Source organism: Rhodococcus sp. NBC_00294, assembly GCF_036163995.1.
Taxonomy (GTDB): domain Bacteria; phylum Actinomycetota; class Actinomycetes; order Mycobacteriales; family Mycobacteriaceae; genus Rhodococcoides.
Genome location: NZ_CP108043.1, coordinates 2,928,249 through 2,944,885 on the forward strand (window position 1 = coordinate 2,928,249; position 16,637 = coordinate 2,944,885).

Sequence of the window (16,637 nt, forward strand, 5' to 3'; positions counted from 1 at the left end):
TGGGAGATCAGGACTGGGGTTTCAGGACTGGGGTACGGCGGGTGACGAGTCGAGGGTGTGGACGGGGACGGCAGTGACGTCGACGTCGGACGGCGTCGGCAACCGGGTGCCCGGTAGGGCGGCGGCTGCGGATCCGTAGGCGACGGCCCGGGCGAGTCGACCGGCACCGTCCTCGCCGTCGAGATCGGCCAGGATGTATCCGGCCAACGACGAGTCGCCCGCGCCGACGGTGCTTCGCGGGGTGATCGGGGGAGGGGTGGCGAACCACGACCCTGTCGCGGTGACCAGGACGGCCCCGGACCCACCGAGTGTCGCCAGGACGGCAGCCACTCCGCGGTCGACGAGAACGCGCGCGGCCTCGACCGTGGGATACGGGTCACCCTGTGCGGCACTGGCTTCGAGAGCCGCGCCGTCGTGTCCGGTGAGGTGTGCGAGTTCTTCCGCGTTCGGCTTGATCAGGTCCGGTGCCGTGGCGGGGAAGCCCGCGGCGAGCGCCGAGAGGGGATCGTCGGAGGTGTCCACGGCAACCTTGGCCGACACCTCGTGCAGCGCGGTGACGAGGCGGCCGTACCAGGTGGCGTCGATTCCGGGCGGGATCGATCCGGACAGGACGACCCAGTCGGCGCGCTGCGCGAGTTCCAGGACGGACGCCATCAGGGCGTCGACCGTCTCGGGCGCGAGTCCGGCCCCGGGCTCGTTGATCTTGGTCGTCGTGCCGTCGGACTCGCTGATGGTCAGGTTCGTGCGCGCGACACCCGACGTGGGTACGGCGTGGTACCGGACTCCGAGGGTGCCGAGCGCGCTGAGCAGCGGATCGGAACCGCTGCACGGGAGCACCGCTGTGGCGGTCCGTCCGGCGGAGGTGACGACGCGTGCGACGTTGACCCCCTTGCCGCCGGGCTCCGTCGTGGTCAGTGCGCTGCGATGCACCGATCCGCGCACCAACGGCACGTCGAGGGAGACCGTGCGATCCATGCTGGGGTTGGCCGTCAGGGTGAGGATCATGCGACCACCACCTCCAATCCGTGTTGCTGCAGACGGGTGCAGTCGGTGTCGGTGATGCCGTCGTCGGTGACGAGGACGTCCACACAGTCGAGTGCGGCGAAGGACATGAAGAACTGCAGGCCGATCTTGGCCGAGTCCGCGACGACGATCACGCGGTCCGCCGCGCTCACCATCGCGCGCTTGACGGCGGCCTCGTCGGTGTCGGGAGTCGAGAGACCGTGGCCGACGCTGATCGCGTTGGTGCCCATGAACGTCACGTCGACACGCACGGTCCCGAGCACTCGCAGGGTGTCCTCGCCGACGGTCGCCTGCGTGACACCGCGGACGCGGCCACCGAGCAGGTGGAGATCGAGGGACGGAACCGCGGCGAGACGCGTCGCGATGGGAAGCGAGTTGGTCACCACCGTCAGATCCGACTCGACGGGGATCAGCGCGGCGAGGCGACCGGTGGTGGTGCCGGCATCGAGCGCGATGGATCCGCCGGGTGCAGGCAGGTAGGCAAGGGCGGCAGCGGCGATGCGGTCCTTCTCCTTCGCGCGGGTGTGTTCGCGCTCGGCCATCCCTGGCTCCACCGCGGTGACCGACGTGGCGGGCACTGCGCCACCGTGGACTCGGCGCACGACGCCCATACGGTCGAGCGAGGCCAGGTCACGGCGCACGGTCTCGGTGGTGACACCGAACGTGTCGGCCAGGTCGGCGACGGAGACGCGACCGCGCTGTCCGATGAGGCCGGCGATGGCGTTCTGCCGCTCTTCCGCGTACATCGTGTTCACCGCCCCTCCGTCCGATCCGTTGTTTCACTGTTGGTTTATGTTGTTTTACGCCCGTCTCTGTTGACATGTCAAGGGGTTCGAGTAATCTGAGTCACAAGAGCCATCGCGGGAGACGCGATGCACAGCGGGTAGGCGAGATGCCCCCGCACCACCGCGCAGCAGGAGGAAGCAGATGACGGGATCGCTCACCGCGAACGAGGCACAGCCGACGGCCCACGCGGTGCAGGGCACGCCGGTGGTGCCCGGCGTCGGCTACGGCCCCGCGATCCGCCCGGCGCCGCGCCCCTCACGTCCCGACACGGCCGTCGAGATCGCCGAGGACGCGCGCGATGCAGAGAAGGAGCGCTTCCGCGCCGCGGCGGCCGAGGTCGGTCGACGTCTGCAGGCCCGTGCCGCACTGGCAACCGGCTCCGCGTCCGAGGTGCTCGCCGCCAACGCCGCGATGGCCGAGGACCGCGGGTGGATCGGCGCCGGCGTCAAGGCCATCGGCAAGGGTTCCGACGCCGCGTACGCCGCCGTCACCGCGACGGACCAGTTCGTCGCCATGTTCGCCAAGCTCGGCGGACGCATGGCCGAGCGCATCACCGACCTCATGGACATCTGCGACCGCGTGATCGCCGAGCTGTCCGATCTCCCGGAGCCCGGCGTGCCCACCCCGTCGGAGCCCTCGGTTCTCCTGGCGGAGGACCTCGCACCCGCCGACACCGCGGGACTCGACGCCACGCTGGTCGTCGGCCTCGCGACCTCGCTCGGTGGACCCACCAGCCACACCGCGATCATCGCCCGTCAGCTCGGCATCCCGTGCATCGTCGCGGCGACGGGCCTCGACGACGTCCCCGCCGGGACGCTCGTCATGGTGGACGGCACCACCGGCCGCATCGAGATCGAGCCCGATCCGTCCACGGCACGCTCCGCGGTCGAGGAATCGGCCACCCACCTCGCCGAGGTGGCCGACTGGAGCGGGCCGGGCCGGACGTCCGACGGTCACCGTGTCGACATCCTCGCGAACGTGCAGGACGGCGCCGGCGCTCGCGCAGCCCGGTCCACCGCGGCCGACGGCGTCGGACTCTTCCGCACCGAACTCAGCTTCCTCGACCGCGACGTCGAGCCCACCGTCGACGAGCAGGCCTCGATCTACGCCGAGGTGCTCACCGCGTTCGAGGGCACCAAGGTGGTCGTCCGCACGCTCGACGCCGGCTCGGACAAGCCGCTGCGCTTCGCGAACCACGCCGACGAGGCCAACCCGGCCCTCGGAGTGCGCGGCATCCGTATCGCCGAGGGCAATCGCGGCATCCTGCACCGCCAGCTCGACGCCATCGCGGCCGCGGCGGCCTCGACCGAGTCGTCTCCGTGGGTGATGGCCCCGATGATCGCCACGTCCGCCGAGGCACAGGCCTTCGCCGCCGACGTGCGGGAACGCGGGCTCACCCCCGGCGTCATGATCGAGGTGCCCGCCGCGGCGCTGCTCGCGGACCGGATCCTCGATCACGTCGACTTCCTGTCCATCGGAACCAACGACCTCGCGCAGTACACGATGGCGGCCGACCGCATGTCCGCCGACCTGGCCGCACTGACCGATCCGTGGCAGCCCGCAGTCCTGACGCTCGTCGCCCACGCGGCGAAGGCCGGCGCAGCGGTGAACAAGCCTGTCGGAGTCTGCGGAGAGGCCGCCGCGGACCCGTTGTTGGCCTGTGTCCTCGTCGGCTTCGGCGTCACGTCCCTCTCGGCCGCGTCGGCCGCCGTGGCCGGTGTCGGCGCGAAGCTCGGCACCGTGACCCTCGAGCAGTGCAAGGCCGCGGCCGAGGCCGTGCTGTCCACCTCCAGCCCGGCCGAAGCACGCGAGGTTGCCGCCGGCCTGCTCGGGTGATGCGCTCCCGCCCTCCGACCGCCCTCCGGCCTTCCCGGTGACCTGCCGACCGGCCTCCGGCCTTCCCTGTGACCTGCCGACCGGCCTCCGGCCTTCCCGGTGACCTGCCGACCGGCCTCCGGCCTTCCCGCATGACATCATTTCCGCCGTGACGACAACTCGATCCAGGCAGTTTTTCCCTCGCTGGTCCGTCCACGGTGACGGTCGCACCGTGGCGCCCGACGCGGTCGTCGCTCCCGACGAACGGCTCTCGTGGCCACGCACGATCGGGATCGGGATGCAGCATGTCGTCGCGATGTTCGGTGCCACTCTGCTGGTGCCGACCATCACAGGGTTCCCGGTCACGACGACGCTGTTCTTCTCCGGTCTGGGTACCGCGATCTTCCTGTTGGCCACGCGCGGCCGGATCCCGAGCTACCTGGGCTCGTCCTTCGCATTCATCGCACCCTTGGCGGCGACGGCGGGCGACGGTCCCGCTGCGCAGCTCGGCGCGGTGCTCGTGGTGGGCGTGGTGTTGTTCCTGGTCGGCCTGCTCGTCCGGTTGGCGGGGAGCCGCGTCCTCGACGCCGTCATGCCGCCGCTCGTGACCGGCGCGATCGTGGCGCTCATCGGCCTGAACCTCGCGTCCACCGCCGCGACCTCGTACGAAGCTCAGCCGCTCGTCGCGACCGTGACTCTCGTGGCGGTCCTGCTGGTCACCGTCGCGGTGCCGGGGCTGATCGGCCGCCTCGGCATCCTCGTCGGCGTCGTCGTGGGGTGGGTGTTCGCTGCCGTCACCGGTGCTCTCGATCCCGCACGCGTCGACGCACTCGGTAGCGCGTCGTGGATCGGACTGCCCGAGTTCACGGGCCCTTCGTTCCAGCTGTCCGTCGTGCTCGTCGCACTGCCCGTCGTCGTGGTGCTCGTCGCCGAGAACGTCGGTCACGTGAAGGCGGTCGCGGCGATGACGGGTCGGTCCCTCGACGACGTCGCCGGTGACGCCCTCATGGCGGACGGCGCGGCGACCGTCCTCGCCGGTGCCGGTGGTGGTTCGGGCACCACGACCTACGCGGAGAACATCGGCGTCATGGCCGCCACCCGCGTGTACTCCACCGCTGCCTACTGGGTCGCCGCCGCCACGGCGCTGGTGCTCTCGTTCTCCCCGAAGTTCGGCGCTCTGATCTTCACGGTCCCGAGCGGTGTGATCGGCGGCGCGACGCTCGTGCTCTACGGTCTCATCGGCCTTCTCGGCGTGCGGATCTGGCAGGAAGCGGGGATCGACTTCACCAAGCCGCTCAACCTGATGGTCGCGGCGGCCGCCCTCGTCGCCGGTGTCGGTGACTTGACGCTGACCATCGGATCCGTCGAACTAGGCGGCATCGTGTGGGGCTCGGTCGGCATCCTGGTCGCGTACCCGGTGCTGCGCGCGCTGTCGGAGCGGCGACGAGACTGAGCGGTCTGTGCCACGCTGAAGCGGTGAGCCACCCACACCTCGACCCGATGCGACCCGTGCGCCTCGCGCCGGACGAGTGGCCGTCGACGCCGGCGTGGAAGGTTCCGCTGATCGGCGTCGTCTGGGTTGCAATCGTCGTGGCGACCTTCGCGCTGCCGAACTCTGTTGCTCGTGCGGCCGTTGCGGCTGTTGCCCTGATCGTTGCTGTGGTTCTCGCCGTTGCGTCGACGATGCGGACCGTGCGCGAGAGCGGCGACCAGCGCATCTCCTGGTTGCGCGGCCCCGCGGTGCGTCGCCGTGACGTCGACCTGCTGCGGAGTGCCAGTGGTTCGGCGGTGGTCGTCGTCGGCTTCGCTCTGAACGGCGTGCCGGGTCAGTACTGGTGGGTGACTCTGGCAATCGTCGCCTGGGTTCTGCCGCCACTCGTCCTGCAGGCTCGGCACAATCGCCGCGTCTAGGCTGGCTCCGTGCCGCATGCCCTCGTCGCGACCCGACACATCGATGCGGAAACGGTGATCGAGCGGAGCCGGTTCCTCGCCCGCGTGGTCACCGTCCACACCGAGTCCGAGGCGCTCGACGTGGTCGCTGCGGTGTCGGCAGAGTTTCCCGATGCGGGCCACCACTGTTGGGCTTTCGTCGTCGGCGCAGATCAGGAGCACCGCCGTCAGCGCGCATCGGACGACGGCGAACCTGGCGGTACGGCAGGTGTTCCGATGCTCGGCGTGCTGACCGGCCGCGACCTGGTCGATGTGGTGGCCGTCGTCAGTCGGTGGTTCGGGGGCGTCAAGCTCGGTGCCGGTGGACTGGTGCGCGCCTACTCGGGCGCGGTGAGTGCGGCGCTCGACCGCGCGGAGGTCGGCGAGCTCGCGCGAGTCGACGTCCTCGAGATGGACTTGTCCCATGCTGATGCCGGTCGGGTGGAGGGCGTCCTGCGAGTGCACGGATTCGCCGTCGACGACGTCGCCTACGGATCCGACGTGCGGCTCCGGGTGATCGGTGACGGCGACCGGCTCGACGGTGTCCTCGCGTCCGCGACCGGCGGCGGTGTGGTGGCCGAGCGCGTCGGGCACCGGTGGGTGCTCGGGCTCTGAGGCGGCTGGGTGCGTTGAGCCGCGGATACCGCGGCTCAACACACCGGATCCGCCCAGCGACGCCGAGGTCACCGAACGTGCTCGCACTGGTCATCGACCCCGCTCGTACCTGGTTCTAGGCTCGAGACAGATCCGCCGTACGCACGACGAGGAGAATCATGAAGCGCACGTTGTTCGAGCCCGAGCACGACCTGTTCCGCAGCTCGTACAAGAAGTTTCTCGAGCAGCACGTCGCGCCGCATCACGCGGAGTGGGAGACGCAGAACATCGTCGACAGAGGTGTCTGGGTCGAGGCCGGCAAGCAGGGCTTCCTGGGCATGGCAGTGCCGGAGGAGTTCGGCGGCGGCGGAGTCAAGGACTTCCGCTACAACGCCATCGTCACCGAGGAGACCACGGCCGGTGGGTACAGCGGCATCGGGTTCACGCTGCACAACGACGTCGTCGCTCCGTACCTCATCGAGCTGACGAACGACGAGCAGAAGCAGCGCTGGCTGCCCGGCTTCTGCTCCGGTGAGCTGATCACCGCGATCGCGATGACCGAGCCGGGCACGGGCAGTGACCTGCAGGGCATCAAGACCAAGGCCGTCCGTGACGGTGACGACTGGGTGCTCAACGGCTCCAAGACGTTCATCACCAACGGCATCAACGCCGATATCGTCATCGTGGTGGCGTGCACCGATCCGGAGAAGGGCGCGCAGGGCTTCAGCCTGTTCGTCGTCGAGCGCGACATGCCGGGCTTCGAGCGCGGCCGCAACCTCGACAAGATCGGTATGAAGGCGCAGGACACCGCGGAGCTCAGCTTCACCGACGTCCGCATCCCTGCCGCCAACATGCTCGGTCAGGAGGGTATGGGCTTCATCTACCTGATGCAGAACCTGCCGCAGGAGCGCCTGTCGATCGCCGTCGTCGCGGCTGCCGCGATGGAGTCCGCGCTCGCGATGACGATCCAGTACTGCAAGGACCGCAAGGCGTTCGGCAAGCCGATCGGCAAGTTCCAGAACACGCGATTCGTGCTGGCGGAGTGCGCGACCGAGACGACTGCCGTCCGCATCATGGTGGACAAGTACATCGAGCAGCTCAACGCGAACGAGCTGTCGGTCCAGGAAGCCGCCATGGCGAAGTGGTGGACCACCGAGAACCAGGTCAAGCTCATCGACCGGTGCCTGCAGCTGCACGGTGGCTACGGCTACATGAAGGAGTACCCGATCGCCAAGGCGTACATGGACTCCCGCGTGCAGACCATCTACGGCGGCACGACGGAGATCATGAAGGAGATCATCGGTCGCGGTCTGGACCTGTAGGAACCTCGAACACGACGACGCCGGCGCTGGAAATCCAGCGCCGGCGTTCGTGTGTCCGGAATCAGAGCTTGCGCATCACGGTGACGACCTTGCCCAGCACCACGGCGTCGTTCCCGGGAATGGGCTCGAACAGGTCGTTGTGGGGGAGCAGCCAGACGTCCCCACCAGTCCGCTTGAACGTCTTGACGGTGGCCTCTCCGTCGATCATTGCGGCGACGATGTCCCCGTTGTCGGCCACGTTCTGCTGACGCACGACCACCCAGTCACCGTCGCAGATGGCGGCGTCGATCATCGACTCACCGACGACGCGGAGAAGGAACAGCGAGCCGGACCCGACGAGCTCGCGCGGAAGCGGGAACACGTCCTCGACGGCCTGCTCCGCGAGAATCGGACCACCCGCGGCGATACGTCCCAGGACGGGGACGAAGGTCGGTGCGGGCAGGCGATCGTCGTCCGACGACGGTGTGTCCGCGCTGTCGAGGTGATTCGTGGTGTCCGCGGCGACGAGATCGTCCTGCGCGACGGCAGAGACCTCTTCGGGGCGCCCGTTCTCGCCCGGCAGACGCACGTCGACGGCGCGGGGACGGTTGGGGTCGCGGCGCAGGAACCCCTTGCGTTCGAGGGTGCGCAGTTGATGCGCGACCGACGAGGTGGACGTCAATCCGACGGCGTCACCGATCTCCCGGATGCTCGGCGGATAGCCGCGCTCGACGACCGACGCACGGATCACCTCGAGCACTCGCCGCTGACGTTCGGTGAGACCGGACTCGGTGTCGGCGGTCGTGGCCGAGCCGGTCGCTGACGCGCGCCCGCCGACCGTGCCGGATGAGCTGTCGTCCTTCATCGAGATACCTCCATCGGTAGCAGTGGACGTGGGGCAGGTGGTGCTGGTGTCACGTCCGTTGTGCGTGTGTCGAACCTAAACCGAAACGGGACTCGGATCAAACACCTGTTCGAAGCGTGTCGCGTGTTCGATGCACTTTGTCGGACCGGACTGCTATACATCGAACATGCGTTCATTCGAACGCGTGGGCGAATGTGTTGTTCGAACACCTCGGTGCATCGGCGACGCGGACGGCCACCGGCTATCCACGAGGAGTGGTTGCAATGACTCGAAGTGACCTGCTGACTGTCGGCACCGCACGTTCCATCGACATGCATGCACCCGTCCGCACGCGCTGGACCTGCGACGACGATTCCTACTGGGGTATGGCCGACCGCGCGGCCGGGTCCACGACGACCGACGTGCGCGAGCGCACCACGGTCCGCCGCAGCCCCGCTCCGCGCGACTCCCGCCGCCCCGACGGCGGCACTGTCGACTACCGTCGCCGCTCGAACGGTGTCTCGCAGGTCGAACACCGCACTCGTCGGGGACACGGATTCGCGACGCCCATCGCTGTGGCGCTGATCACAGCAGTGTCCGTTCTGGGGCTGGTGGGGTTGGCGAACATGCGCTCCGCCGACGTCCCGGCACAGCCGTCCATCTCGGAGCAGGTGGAGATGGGCGTCGTCTCCGGACGCTGACACCGGCCGGACACGCCCCCGGGGCCGCGGAAGGCCCTCCCGGTACGCTGGACACACCGAGAGCCGCCGTGGCGCTCGGGAAATGCCCGAGCCATCGAGGGGTCTCTGTCCGATGCACTGCCCGTTCTGCCGTCACCCCGACTCGCGCGTCGTCGATTCGCGCGAAGCGGAGGAGGGCCAGGCGATCCGGCGGCGTCGTTCCTGCCCCGAGTGCGGTCGACGCTTCACCACGGTGGAGACAGCAGTGCTCTCCGTCGTGAAACGCAGTGGCGTGAGTGAGCCGTTCAGTCGCGAGAAGGTGGTCAAGGGAGTCCGTCGGGCCTGCCAGGGCCGCCAGGTCGACAACGACGCGCTCGTCCTCCTCGCCCAGCAGGTCGAGGACACGGTGCGGGCTTCCGGGTCGGCCGAGATCCCCAGCAACGAGGTAGGGCTCGCCATCCTCGGGCCACTGCGCGATCTCGACGAGGTGGCCTACCTCCGATTCGCCTCCGTCTACCGCTCGTTCAGCAGTGCGGACGACTTCGAGCGCGAGATCGAGGACCTTCGTCGCCACCGTGCCGAGCACGATGCCGCCCCCGCCCAGGACGCGGAGCCCGCCGCTCAGCGGTGAGTCAGCGCCGCACCGCACGTCGGACGTCGTCGATGGCCTTGCGCACCCGCTTCTCGCTCACCGGGTACAGCGTTCCCAGGGTCTGAGCGAACAGGTTGACCCTCAGCTCCTCGATCATCCAGGCGATCTCCCGCACGGCATCGCTGCGGCCCACCGAGTCCGGTACCGACCCGAGCAGGGCGTCGTAGTCCGCATAGACGCGGTCCAGCACGTCCATCCCCGCCGCGTCGCGGCGAGCGCTGGACGGGAATGCGCGAAGTCGGCGCTCGGCCGCCTCGAGGTAGCGCGGAAGGTGTGGCAGGTGAGCTTCGCCGGTCTCGAAGACGTATCCGGGGAAGATCAGCCCGTCCAGCTGCTGGCGCACGTCGTCCGCGGCATCTCCCGTCGCGTCGTCGAGTGCGAGGCGGACCCTCGTCGCGGCACCGAGAGATGGTTCCGCCACCCGGAGCACCGCGGCCGTCCGGCCGGCGAGCTCGCCCCGGACCGCCTTCTCCAGCACCGCATACGCCTCGGGCGTGGACACCGGGCCGCCGTGCTTCATCATGAGCTCGTCGGCCGCGAGGGTGCGGCAGTCCTCGACGAACGCCTCGATGCTTCCGTGCGGATTCTGCCCCAGCGCGAGCCGCTGAGCCGGGGAGCGTCCGGTGAGCAGGTTCTTCGTCGACAATGGGATGGCGTCGAGCAGGAGGCGTCGGGTGCCCTCGCGCATCGCTGCTCGCTGCTCGGCGGCGGTGCCCAGGACACGAACGGCGACCCCGCCCTTCTCGGGAACCAGGGCGGGATACCCGGTCACCCTCTGCGAGTTGACCGTTCGGGTGACGGTGGGCTCGAGTGTGCCGATGGTCTCGGACGTCCACCGTGTCACCGGGGCCTTCTCCGAGTCCTTGGCGGCGACGCCGACCGCAGCGGCCGCGGCAGCACCGAGTCGGGTGCGCAAGGCGGAGAGGGACGTGTCCTTGTCCAGTCGACGGCCGCGATCGTCGACCACCACGAACGTCATCTTCAGGTGGCGGGGCAGCGCGGACGGGTCGAAATCCGACGGTGCGATCGGCACGGCGCCCATGCGGGTGAGTTCACGCGACAGTGCGACCAGTAGTGGTTCCGTCCTCGGTCGCATCGCCGCGACGGCGGCCACCGCGTGGTCGGGCGCTGGGACGACGTTGCGGCGCAACTCCTTCGGAAGAGTCTTGATCAGGGCCGTCACCAACTCGACGCGCATGCCGGGGACGAGCCAATCGAATCCGACGTCGGCGACGCGGGGGAGGAGGGCGATGGGAATGGTGATGGTGACGCCGTCGTCCTCCTTGCCCGGCTCGAACTGGTAGGTCAGGGGGAACTGCGCCTCGCCCTGACGCCAGGCGTCGGGGTAGTCGCCCTCGACGACCGCGGCGGCGTCCGGGTTGACGACGGTGGCGCGGTCGAAGTCGAGCAGGTCCGGCGTCGTGCGGGACGCCTTCTTCCACCACCGGTCGAAGTGACGGGCCGACACCACGGTCGCAGGTACACGCTCGTCGTAGAAAGCGAAGAGGGTGTCGTCGTCGACGACGATGTCGCGTCGGCGGGCGCGCGACTCCAGTTCCTCGGCGTCGCTGCGCATCTCCTGGTTCGCGTGGAAGAAGCGGTGGTGCGTCCGCCACTCGCCCTGTACGAGAGCGTGGCGGATGAACAAGTCGCGAGACACCTCGGCATCGATACCGCTGAAGGTGACGGGCCGACGGGCGGCGAGAGGAATGCCGTACAGCGTGACGCGTTCGTAGGCCATCGCCACTTCGCGCTTCGTCGACCAGTGCGGCTCCGAGTACTGGCGTTTGATCAGGTGCGGGGCCAGCTTCTCGGCCCACTCGGGCTCGATGCGCGCACCCATCCGGGCCCAGAGTCGGCTGGTCTCCACGAGTTCGGCCGCCATGATCCAGCGCGGCGGCTTGCGGAACAGGCTCGAACCGGGGAAGACGGCGAAGGTCGACCCACGTGCTCCGAGGAAATCCTTCTTGTCGCCCTCACGAAGACCGATGTGCGACAGCAGACCCGGCAGCAGTGCCTGGTGGATCACGGCATGGTTCGGCTCCGAGGAGTCGGCCGTGTCAGGCATGGTCCAGCCCAGGCCACGCGTGATCTGGCGCAGCTGACCGTGCAGGTCCTGCCATTCGCGGATGCGCAGGTAGTGCAGGAATTCCGATCGGCACATGCGTCGGAACTGGTTGGAGGACAGCTCTCGGCGCTGGTCTCCCAGATACGTCCACAGTTGCCACAGTGCGAGAAAGTCCGAACCCTCCACCACGAAACGCTTGTGCATCTCGTCGGCGGCCTGCTGATGCTCCGCGGGCCGCTCGCGCACGTCCTGGATCGAGAGCGCCGAGACAATGACGAGAACTTCCCGCAGGCATCCGTTGCGGTTGGCCTCGACCAGCATGCGCGCCATGCGCGGGTCGACCGGGAGGCCGGCGAGCTCCTTGCCGAGCGAGGTGAGCACGGGCCCGTCCTCGCCCTGCGACTCGAGCGCCCCGAGTTCGTCGAGCAGGCCCAGGCCGTCACGGATGCTGCGCGGGTCCGGTGCCTCGACGAACGGGAACGCGTCGATGCGGCCCAGCCCCAGCGAGGCCATCTGCAGGATCACCGATGCGAGGTTCGTGCGCAGGATCTCGGGATCCGTGTACTCGGGGCGGGCCTCGAAGTCCTCCTCCGAGTAGAGCCGGATGCAGATGCCGTCCGCGACGCGACCGCACCGGCCGGCACGCTGGCGGGCCGACGCCTGCGAGATGGGTTCGATCGGCAGACGCTGCACCTTGGTGCGCAGCGAGTACCGCGAGATGCGCGCGGTTCCGGGGTCGACGACGTAACGGATGCCGGGCACGGTGAGCGACGTCTCGGCGACGTTGGTGGACAACACGACTCGTCGACCGGTGTGGCCGGTAAAGACGCGGTGCTGCTCGGCTGCCGACAGCCGGGCGTAGAGCGGAAGAATCTCGACGTTGCGCAGTCGGCGATCCTTCAGAGCATCGGCGGTGTCGCGGATCTCGCGCTCGCCCGACAGGAACACGAGGACATCGCCCTCCGGTTCGGTGAGCAGTTCCTCGACGGCGTCGCACGTGGCGTCGACCGGGTCGAGTTCGATGGTCTGCTCGCCGTTCTCGACCGTGAGCGGCCGATACCGGACCTCGACGGGGAACGTCCGGCCCGACACCTCGACGATCGGCGCGTCGACCCCGTTCACCGCGAAGTGGTGCGCGAAGCGGCCAGGGTCGATGGTGGCCGAGGTGACGATGACCTTCAGATCGGGACGCTGGGGGAGCAACCGGGCGAGATAGCCCAGGATGAAGTCGATGTTGAGGCTGCGCTCGTGCGCCTCGTCGATGATGATCGTGTCGTACCGACGCAGCAGCCGATCCCGTTGGATCTCGGCGAGCAGGATGCCGTCCGTCATCAGCTTGACGAGGGTGTTGTCGCTGGAGTGGTCGGTGAAGCGCACCGTGTAACCGACGGCGTCGCCGATCTCCTGCCCGAGTTCGTCGGCGATACGTTCCGCGACCGTCCTGGCGGCCAGTCGCCGGGGCTGTGTGTGTCCGATGACGCCCTGGACGCCGCGACCGAGCTCGAGGCAGATCTTCGGAATCTGTGTCGTCTTGCCCGAGCCGGTCTCGCCCGCGACGATGACGACCTGATTCTCCGCGATGGCGGCTGCGATGTCGTCCTTGCGGGCGGACACCGGCAGTGCCTCGGGGTACGTGATCGTGGGAACGGAGGCTCGACGAGCCGCGATCGTGGCTTCGGCGCGGCCGATGTCGGCAGCGATCGATTCGAGTTCGGCGGGCTTGCGGCTGCGGTCGAGCCGACGGCGCAGCCTGTGCGCGTCACGGAAGGTGAGGTCGGACAGGCGGGCCGTGAGGTCGCGGCGGGTGGGTCCGGAGGACGGGGGAGCAGATGTCGACATGGCTCACGCCAGTTTATCCGTCACCGCTGCGTCAGGATGCGTGGCCCGTCGTCCGTGATCGCGATGGTGTGCTCGGAATGGGCGGTCATGGATCCGTCGGCCGACCGGAGGGTCCATCCGTCCGGGTCCATGACGAGCTTCGCCGTCCCGCGGGACCACCAGGGTTCCAACGCGAGTGTCATGCCGGCCCGGAGCGTCAATCCCGATCCCGCACGGCCGGCGTTGGCCACGTGCGGGTCCTCGTGCATCGTCCGGCCCAGGCCGTGACCACCGAAATCGGTGTTGACCTGCTTTCCGGTCGCCCGCGCGACGTTCTCGATCGCCGCCGAGATGTCCCCGAGTCGCCCACCGACGACGGCCGCGGCGATGCCGGCATCCAGTGCGCGCTGCGTGCTCTCGATCAGTTCGACGTCTGCGGGATCAGGGTTGTCGCCGACGACGACGGTCAGCGCCGAGTCGGCGACCCATCCGTCGATGGACACCGCGAAGTCCAGACTGAGGACGTCACCTGCCGCGAGCGTGTGGTCGAACGGGAGGCCGTGCAGCACACGGTCGTTGACCGACAGGCAGATGACGTTGCGGAACGGCCCGCTGCCGAACTCGGGGGCGTAGTCCCAGTAGCAGGACACCGCGCCGCGGGTGGCGACGAGGTCGCGGCAGTGATGCTCGAGATCCATCAGGTTCACGCCGGGCTGCGCCTGCTCCGACAGCGTCGTCAGTGTCTCGGCCACGAACGCGCCGGTCACCGCCATCTTGTCGATCTCGGCAGGGCCCTTGAGCTCGATCATCCGTCCATCGCTTCCTGTCGGTATTTCAATACCAACGAACGGTAGCAGACCGGTACAGGAATACCGCTATGCTGACCTTGTGGTCCGCATTCCGCTGAGTCCCGAGCAGGTCGAGGCCGGTCGTCGCCTCGGCGCCGTCCTGCGCGCCGCACGAGCGGGACGAGACCCCGAGATCGTCGCCCGTGACGCCCGGATCTCACCCGAGACGCTCCGCAAGATCGAGGTGGGTCGGATCGCGAGCCCCAGCTTCGGGACCGTGCTGCAGATCTGTGCGGCACTGGGACTGCCGGTATCCGACGCGGTGGACGCATGGCAGGGCGACAGGGAGCATCGCGTCGCGATCTAGTGCTTCGTTGCTCGGCGCCGAGGACCGCGCTCGTGTGAGGATCGCTCCATGACTCCGCCGGACGATCGCGTCGCCACCCCTGTCGCGCTGCGCGTTCTCCGAGTCGTCGCCGCGCTGCTCGGGCTGGCCGCCCTGATCTGGATCCCCGTCCGGTCCGCGGACGTCGCCGGATTCTCGCTAGCCAACTTCTTCAGCTACTTCACCGTGCTGAGCAACGTGCTGGCCGTCGTGGTCTTCGTGGTCGGCGGGGTCGTCGATCCCCGCTCCGAGACCTTCGACAGGCTTCGCGGGGCGGCCACGACCTACATGGTGATCACCGGAATCGTGTACGCGGTGTTGCTGTCGAACGTCGACGTGCAGATCCAGGACGCGTGGACCAACTCGGTGCTGCACCGCATCGTGCCCGTCCTCATCGTTCTCGACTGGATCCTGGCGCCACCACGTCGTCGCAGCGCGGAGAGCGGGCCGGTGCTGTGGTTGGTCTTTCCCGTGGTCTACGGGGTCTACAGCCTGATCCGCGGGCCCATCGTCGACTGGTACCCGATCCGTTCCTGGACCCGCGGGAGCGGGGGTACGGCCCCCTCGCGATCGGGCTCGCCGTCCTGGTCGTGGCGTTCCTGCTCATCGCCCTGGCGGTCGACAGGGTGGGCGAACTGGCGGCGTCCCGCCGGTCGCGGAAGCACGCCACGAGTGGCCTAGGCTGACCTCTCGTGACCACTCCCCAGCACACGTCCTCCGCGTTCTGGCACGGCTTCGCCGACATGCACACCGTCGAGTCCGGCGGCCGATTCGTCGTCGCCCGAGGTGAGGGCGCGCGCATCTGGGACACGGCCGGCACCGAGTATCTCGACGGCACCGCGGGTCTGTGGTTCATGAACGTGGGTCACGGCCGCACCGCCATCGCGGACGCCGTGGCGCGGCAGCTGTCCACGCTCGCGCACTACTCGACGTTCGGCGACGTCGTTCCCGACGTGACGCTGGAACTCGCCGACCGCCTCGCAGCGATCGCGCCCGTCGCGGGCAGCAAGATCTTCTTCACCTCGGGCGGCTCCGACTCGATCGACACCGCTGCCAAGCTGGCCCGGCGTTACTGGCACCAGATGGGCAAGCCCGGCAAGACCGTCGTCGTCGGCCGCCAGAAGGCGTACCACGGCATGCACGTCGCCGGCACCGCACTGTCCGGACTCCCGCTGAACCGGGAGAACTACGGCGAGCTGATGACGGACGCGCGGACGGTCGCGTGGGACGAGGGCAAGGCGCTGCTCGAACTGATCGAGAAGGAGGGCGCGGACACCATCGCCGCGTTCTTCGCCGAGCCGATCATCGGTGCCGGCGGGGTCTACCTGCCGCCCGAGGGCTACTTGCACGAGGTGCGTCAGATCTGCCGCGACCACGACATCCTGTTCGTGGCCGACGAGGTGGTGACCGGATTCGGTCGTATCGGCGGAGCGTGGTTCGCGTCGTCGAAGCTGGGCCTCGAGCCCGACATGATGTGCACCGCGAAGGGTCTGACGTCGGGCTACGTGCCGATGGGTGCGGTCTTCGTCGCCCCGCGCGTCGCCGAGCCGTTCTACGAGGGCGGCGCCTGGTGGCGCCACGGCTACACGTACGGCGGGCACGCCGGCGCCGCTGCCGCGGCCATGGCCAACCTCGACATCATCGAGAACGAGGACCTGCTGACGCACGCGTCGCGCCTCGAAGCCACGCTGCACCGGCATCTCTCGCCCCTGGCCTCGCACGACCTGGTCAGCGAGGTCCGCAGTGGGATGGGTGTCGTCGCCGCGGTGCAGTTCGCCGATCCGTCCTACGCGATGCCGTTCGTCAAGACTCTGCGCCGCGAAGGTGTCTCCGCGCGAGCGGCCGGAAACGGCGCGATCCAGTTCTCGCCGGCGTTCGTCATGACCGACGAGCAGGTCGAACAGATGGCGTCCGCCACCGCGCGGGCGCTGGACGCCACGGTGAGCTGAGCGTC

14 protein-coding genes and 1 pseudogene are annotated in these 16,637 nt (G+C 68.9%); 10 read left to right on the forward strand and 5 right to left on the reverse strand.

The genetic code is table 11. The features are described from left to right. Positions 1-21: 21 nt before the first annotated feature. Complete coding sequence (locus OHB23_RS13740; protein WP_222649155.1) at positions 22-1,005, reverse strand: 1-phosphofructokinase family hexose kinase; 984 nt, start codon at positions 1,003-1,005, stop codon at positions 22-24. Then, positions 1,002-1,769, reverse strand: a complete 768-nt coding sequence (locus tag OHB23_RS13745; protein ID WP_027505139.1) for a DeoR/GlpR family DNA-binding transcription regulator — start codon at positions 1,767-1,769, stop codon at positions 1,002-1,004. The genes OHB23_RS13740 and OHB23_RS13745 overlap by 4 nt, the downstream gene beginning before the upstream one ends. 181 nt (positions 1,770-1,950) lie before the next feature. On the opposite strand from OHB23_RS13745, the gene OHB23_RS13750 reads away from it, so the two are divergent. The 5 genes from OHB23_RS13750 (at position 1,951) to OHB23_RS13770 (ending at position 7,469) form a co-directional block, all read left to right on the forward strand. Beyond that, positions 1,951-3,645, forward strand: a complete 1,695-nt coding sequence (locus tag OHB23_RS13750; protein ID WP_222637651.1) for a phosphoenolpyruvate--protein phosphotransferase — start codon at positions 1,951-1,953, stop codon at positions 3,643-3,645. A 211-nt stretch (positions 3,646-3,856) separates the two neighbouring features. Further along, positions 3,857-5,077 carry a uracil-xanthine permease family protein gene (locus tag OHB23_RS13755; RefSeq protein ID WP_328809719.1) on the forward strand — a complete coding sequence of 407 codons (1,221 nt, stop codon included), beginning with the start codon at positions 3,857-3,859 and terminating at the stop codon, positions 5,075-5,077. Positions 5,078-5,100: 23 nt separating this feature from the next. Continuing rightward, the gene (locus tag OHB23_RS13760; RefSeq protein ID WP_328809720.1) at positions 5,101-5,535 is read left to right on the forward strand and encodes a hypothetical protein; all 435 of its coding nucleotides are present in this window, start codon (positions 5,101-5,103) and stop codon (positions 5,533-5,535) included. Positions 5,536-5,544: 9 nt separating this feature from the next. Next, positions 5,545-6,168, forward strand: a complete 624-nt coding sequence (locus OHB23_RS13765) for an IMPACT family protein (protein WP_328809721.1) — start codon at positions 5,545-5,547, stop codon at positions 6,166-6,168. 158 nt (positions 6,169-6,326) lie between these two features. Further along, on the forward strand, positions 6,327-7,469 hold the full coding sequence (locus OHB23_RS13770; protein WP_027505144.1) for an acyl-CoA dehydrogenase family protein: 1,143 nt from the start codon (positions 6,327-6,329) through the stop codon (positions 7,467-7,469). A 61-nt stretch (positions 7,470-7,530) separates the two neighbouring features. On the opposite strand, the gene lexA is transcribed toward OHB23_RS13770, so the two are convergent. Continuing rightward, on the reverse strand, positions 7,531-8,313 hold the full coding sequence (lexA, locus tag OHB23_RS13775; protein WP_027505145.1) for a transcriptional repressor LexA: 783 nt from the start codon (positions 8,311-8,313) through the stop codon (positions 7,531-7,533). A gap of 263 nt (positions 8,314-8,576) precedes the next feature. Here lexA and OHB23_RS13780 point away from each other — a divergent pair, with 263 nt between their 5' ends. Continuing rightward, positions 8,577-8,993, forward strand: coding sequence for a hypothetical protein (locus OHB23_RS13780; RefSeq protein WP_328809722.1), 417 nt, complete (start codon positions 8,577-8,579; stop codon positions 8,991-8,993). Positions 8,994-9,105: 112 nt separating this feature from the next. Beyond that, positions 9,106-9,603 (forward strand): transcriptional regulator NrdR, encoded by a 498-nt coding sequence (gene nrdR / locus OHB23_RS13785; RefSeq protein WP_027505147.1) that lies wholly within the window; start codon positions 9,106-9,108, stop codon positions 9,601-9,603. Between the two features lies 1 nt (position 9,604). On the opposite strand, the gene hrpA is transcribed toward nrdR, so the two are convergent. Together hrpA and map are read right to left on the reverse strand one after the other, a co-directional pair. Beyond that, positions 9,605-13,531, reverse strand: a complete 3,927-nt coding sequence (gene hrpA, locus OHB23_RS13790; RefSeq protein WP_328809723.1) for an ATP-dependent RNA helicase HrpA — start codon at positions 13,529-13,531, stop codon at positions 9,605-9,607. 20 nt (positions 13,532-13,551) lie between these two features. After that, positions 13,552-14,319: a type I methionyl aminopeptidase gene (gene map, locus OHB23_RS13795; protein WP_328809724.1), complete on the reverse strand. Its 768-nt coding sequence runs from the start codon at positions 14,317-14,319 to the stop codon at positions 13,552-13,554. Between the two features lie 79 nt (positions 14,320-14,398). Here map and OHB23_RS13800 point away from each other — a divergent pair, with 79 nt between their 5' ends. From OHB23_RS13800 to OHB23_RS13810, 3 genes and pseudogenes are all read left to right on the forward strand, one after another. Then, positions 14,399-14,665 carry a helix-turn-helix domain-containing protein gene (locus OHB23_RS13800; RefSeq protein ID WP_027505150.1) on the forward strand — a complete coding sequence of 89 codons (267 nt, stop codon included), beginning with the start codon at positions 14,399-14,401 and terminating at the stop codon, positions 14,663-14,665. Between the two features lie 48 nt (positions 14,666-14,713). Then, positions 14,714-15,369 (forward strand): annotated as a pseudogene (locus OHB23_RS13805) (Pr6Pr family membrane protein). A 57-nt stretch (positions 15,370-15,426) separates the two neighbouring features. Next, the gene (locus OHB23_RS13810) at positions 15,427-16,632 is read left to right on the forward strand and encodes an aminotransferase family protein (protein WP_328811643.1); all 1,206 of its coding nucleotides are present in this window, start codon (positions 15,427-15,429) and stop codon (positions 16,630-16,632) included. Positions 16,633-16,637 lie beyond the last annotated feature (5 nt).

What these genes read in the sequence shown, in the direction of transcription:
- OHB23_RS13740 (WP_222649155.1), bottom strand. Translation starts at nt 1,005, where the DNA reads ATGATCCTCACCCTGACGGCCAACCCCAGCATGGATCGCACGGTCTCC.
- OHB23_RS13745 (WP_027505139.1), bottom strand. Translation starts at nt 1,769, where the DNA reads ATGTACGCGGAAGAGCGGCAGAACGCCATCGCCGGCCTCATCGGACAG.
- OHB23_RS13750 (WP_222637651.1), top strand. Translation starts at nt 1,951, where the DNA reads ATGACGGGATCGCTCACCGCGAACGAGGCACAGCCGACGGCCCACGCG.
- OHB23_RS13770 (WP_027505144.1), top strand. Translation starts at nt 6,327, where the DNA reads ATGAAGCGCACGTTGTTCGAGCCCGAGCACGACCTGTTCCGCAGCTCG.
- lexA (WP_027505145.1), bottom strand. Translation starts at nt 8,313, where the DNA reads ATGAAGGACGACAGCTCATCCGGCACGGTCGGCGGGCGCGCGTCAGCG.
- OHB23_RS13780 (WP_328809722.1), top strand. Translation starts at nt 8,577, where the DNA reads ATGACTCGAAGTGACCTGCTGACTGTCGGCACCGCACGTTCCATCGAC.
- nrdR (WP_027505147.1), top strand. Translation starts at nt 9,106, where the DNA reads ATGCACTGCCCGTTCTGCCGTCACCCCGACTCGCGCGTCGTCGATTCG.
- hrpA (WP_328809723.1), bottom strand. Translation starts at nt 13,531, where the DNA reads ATGTCGACATCTGCTCCCCCGTCCTCCGGACCCACCCGCCGCGACCTC.
- map (WP_328809724.1), bottom strand. Translation starts at nt 14,319, where the DNA reads ATGATCGAGCTCAAGGGCCCTGCCGAGATCGACAAGATGGCGGTGACC.
- OHB23_RS13810 (WP_328811643.1), top strand. Translation starts at nt 15,427, where the DNA reads ATGCACACCGTCGAGTCCGGCGGCCGATTCGTCGTCGCCCGAGGTGAG.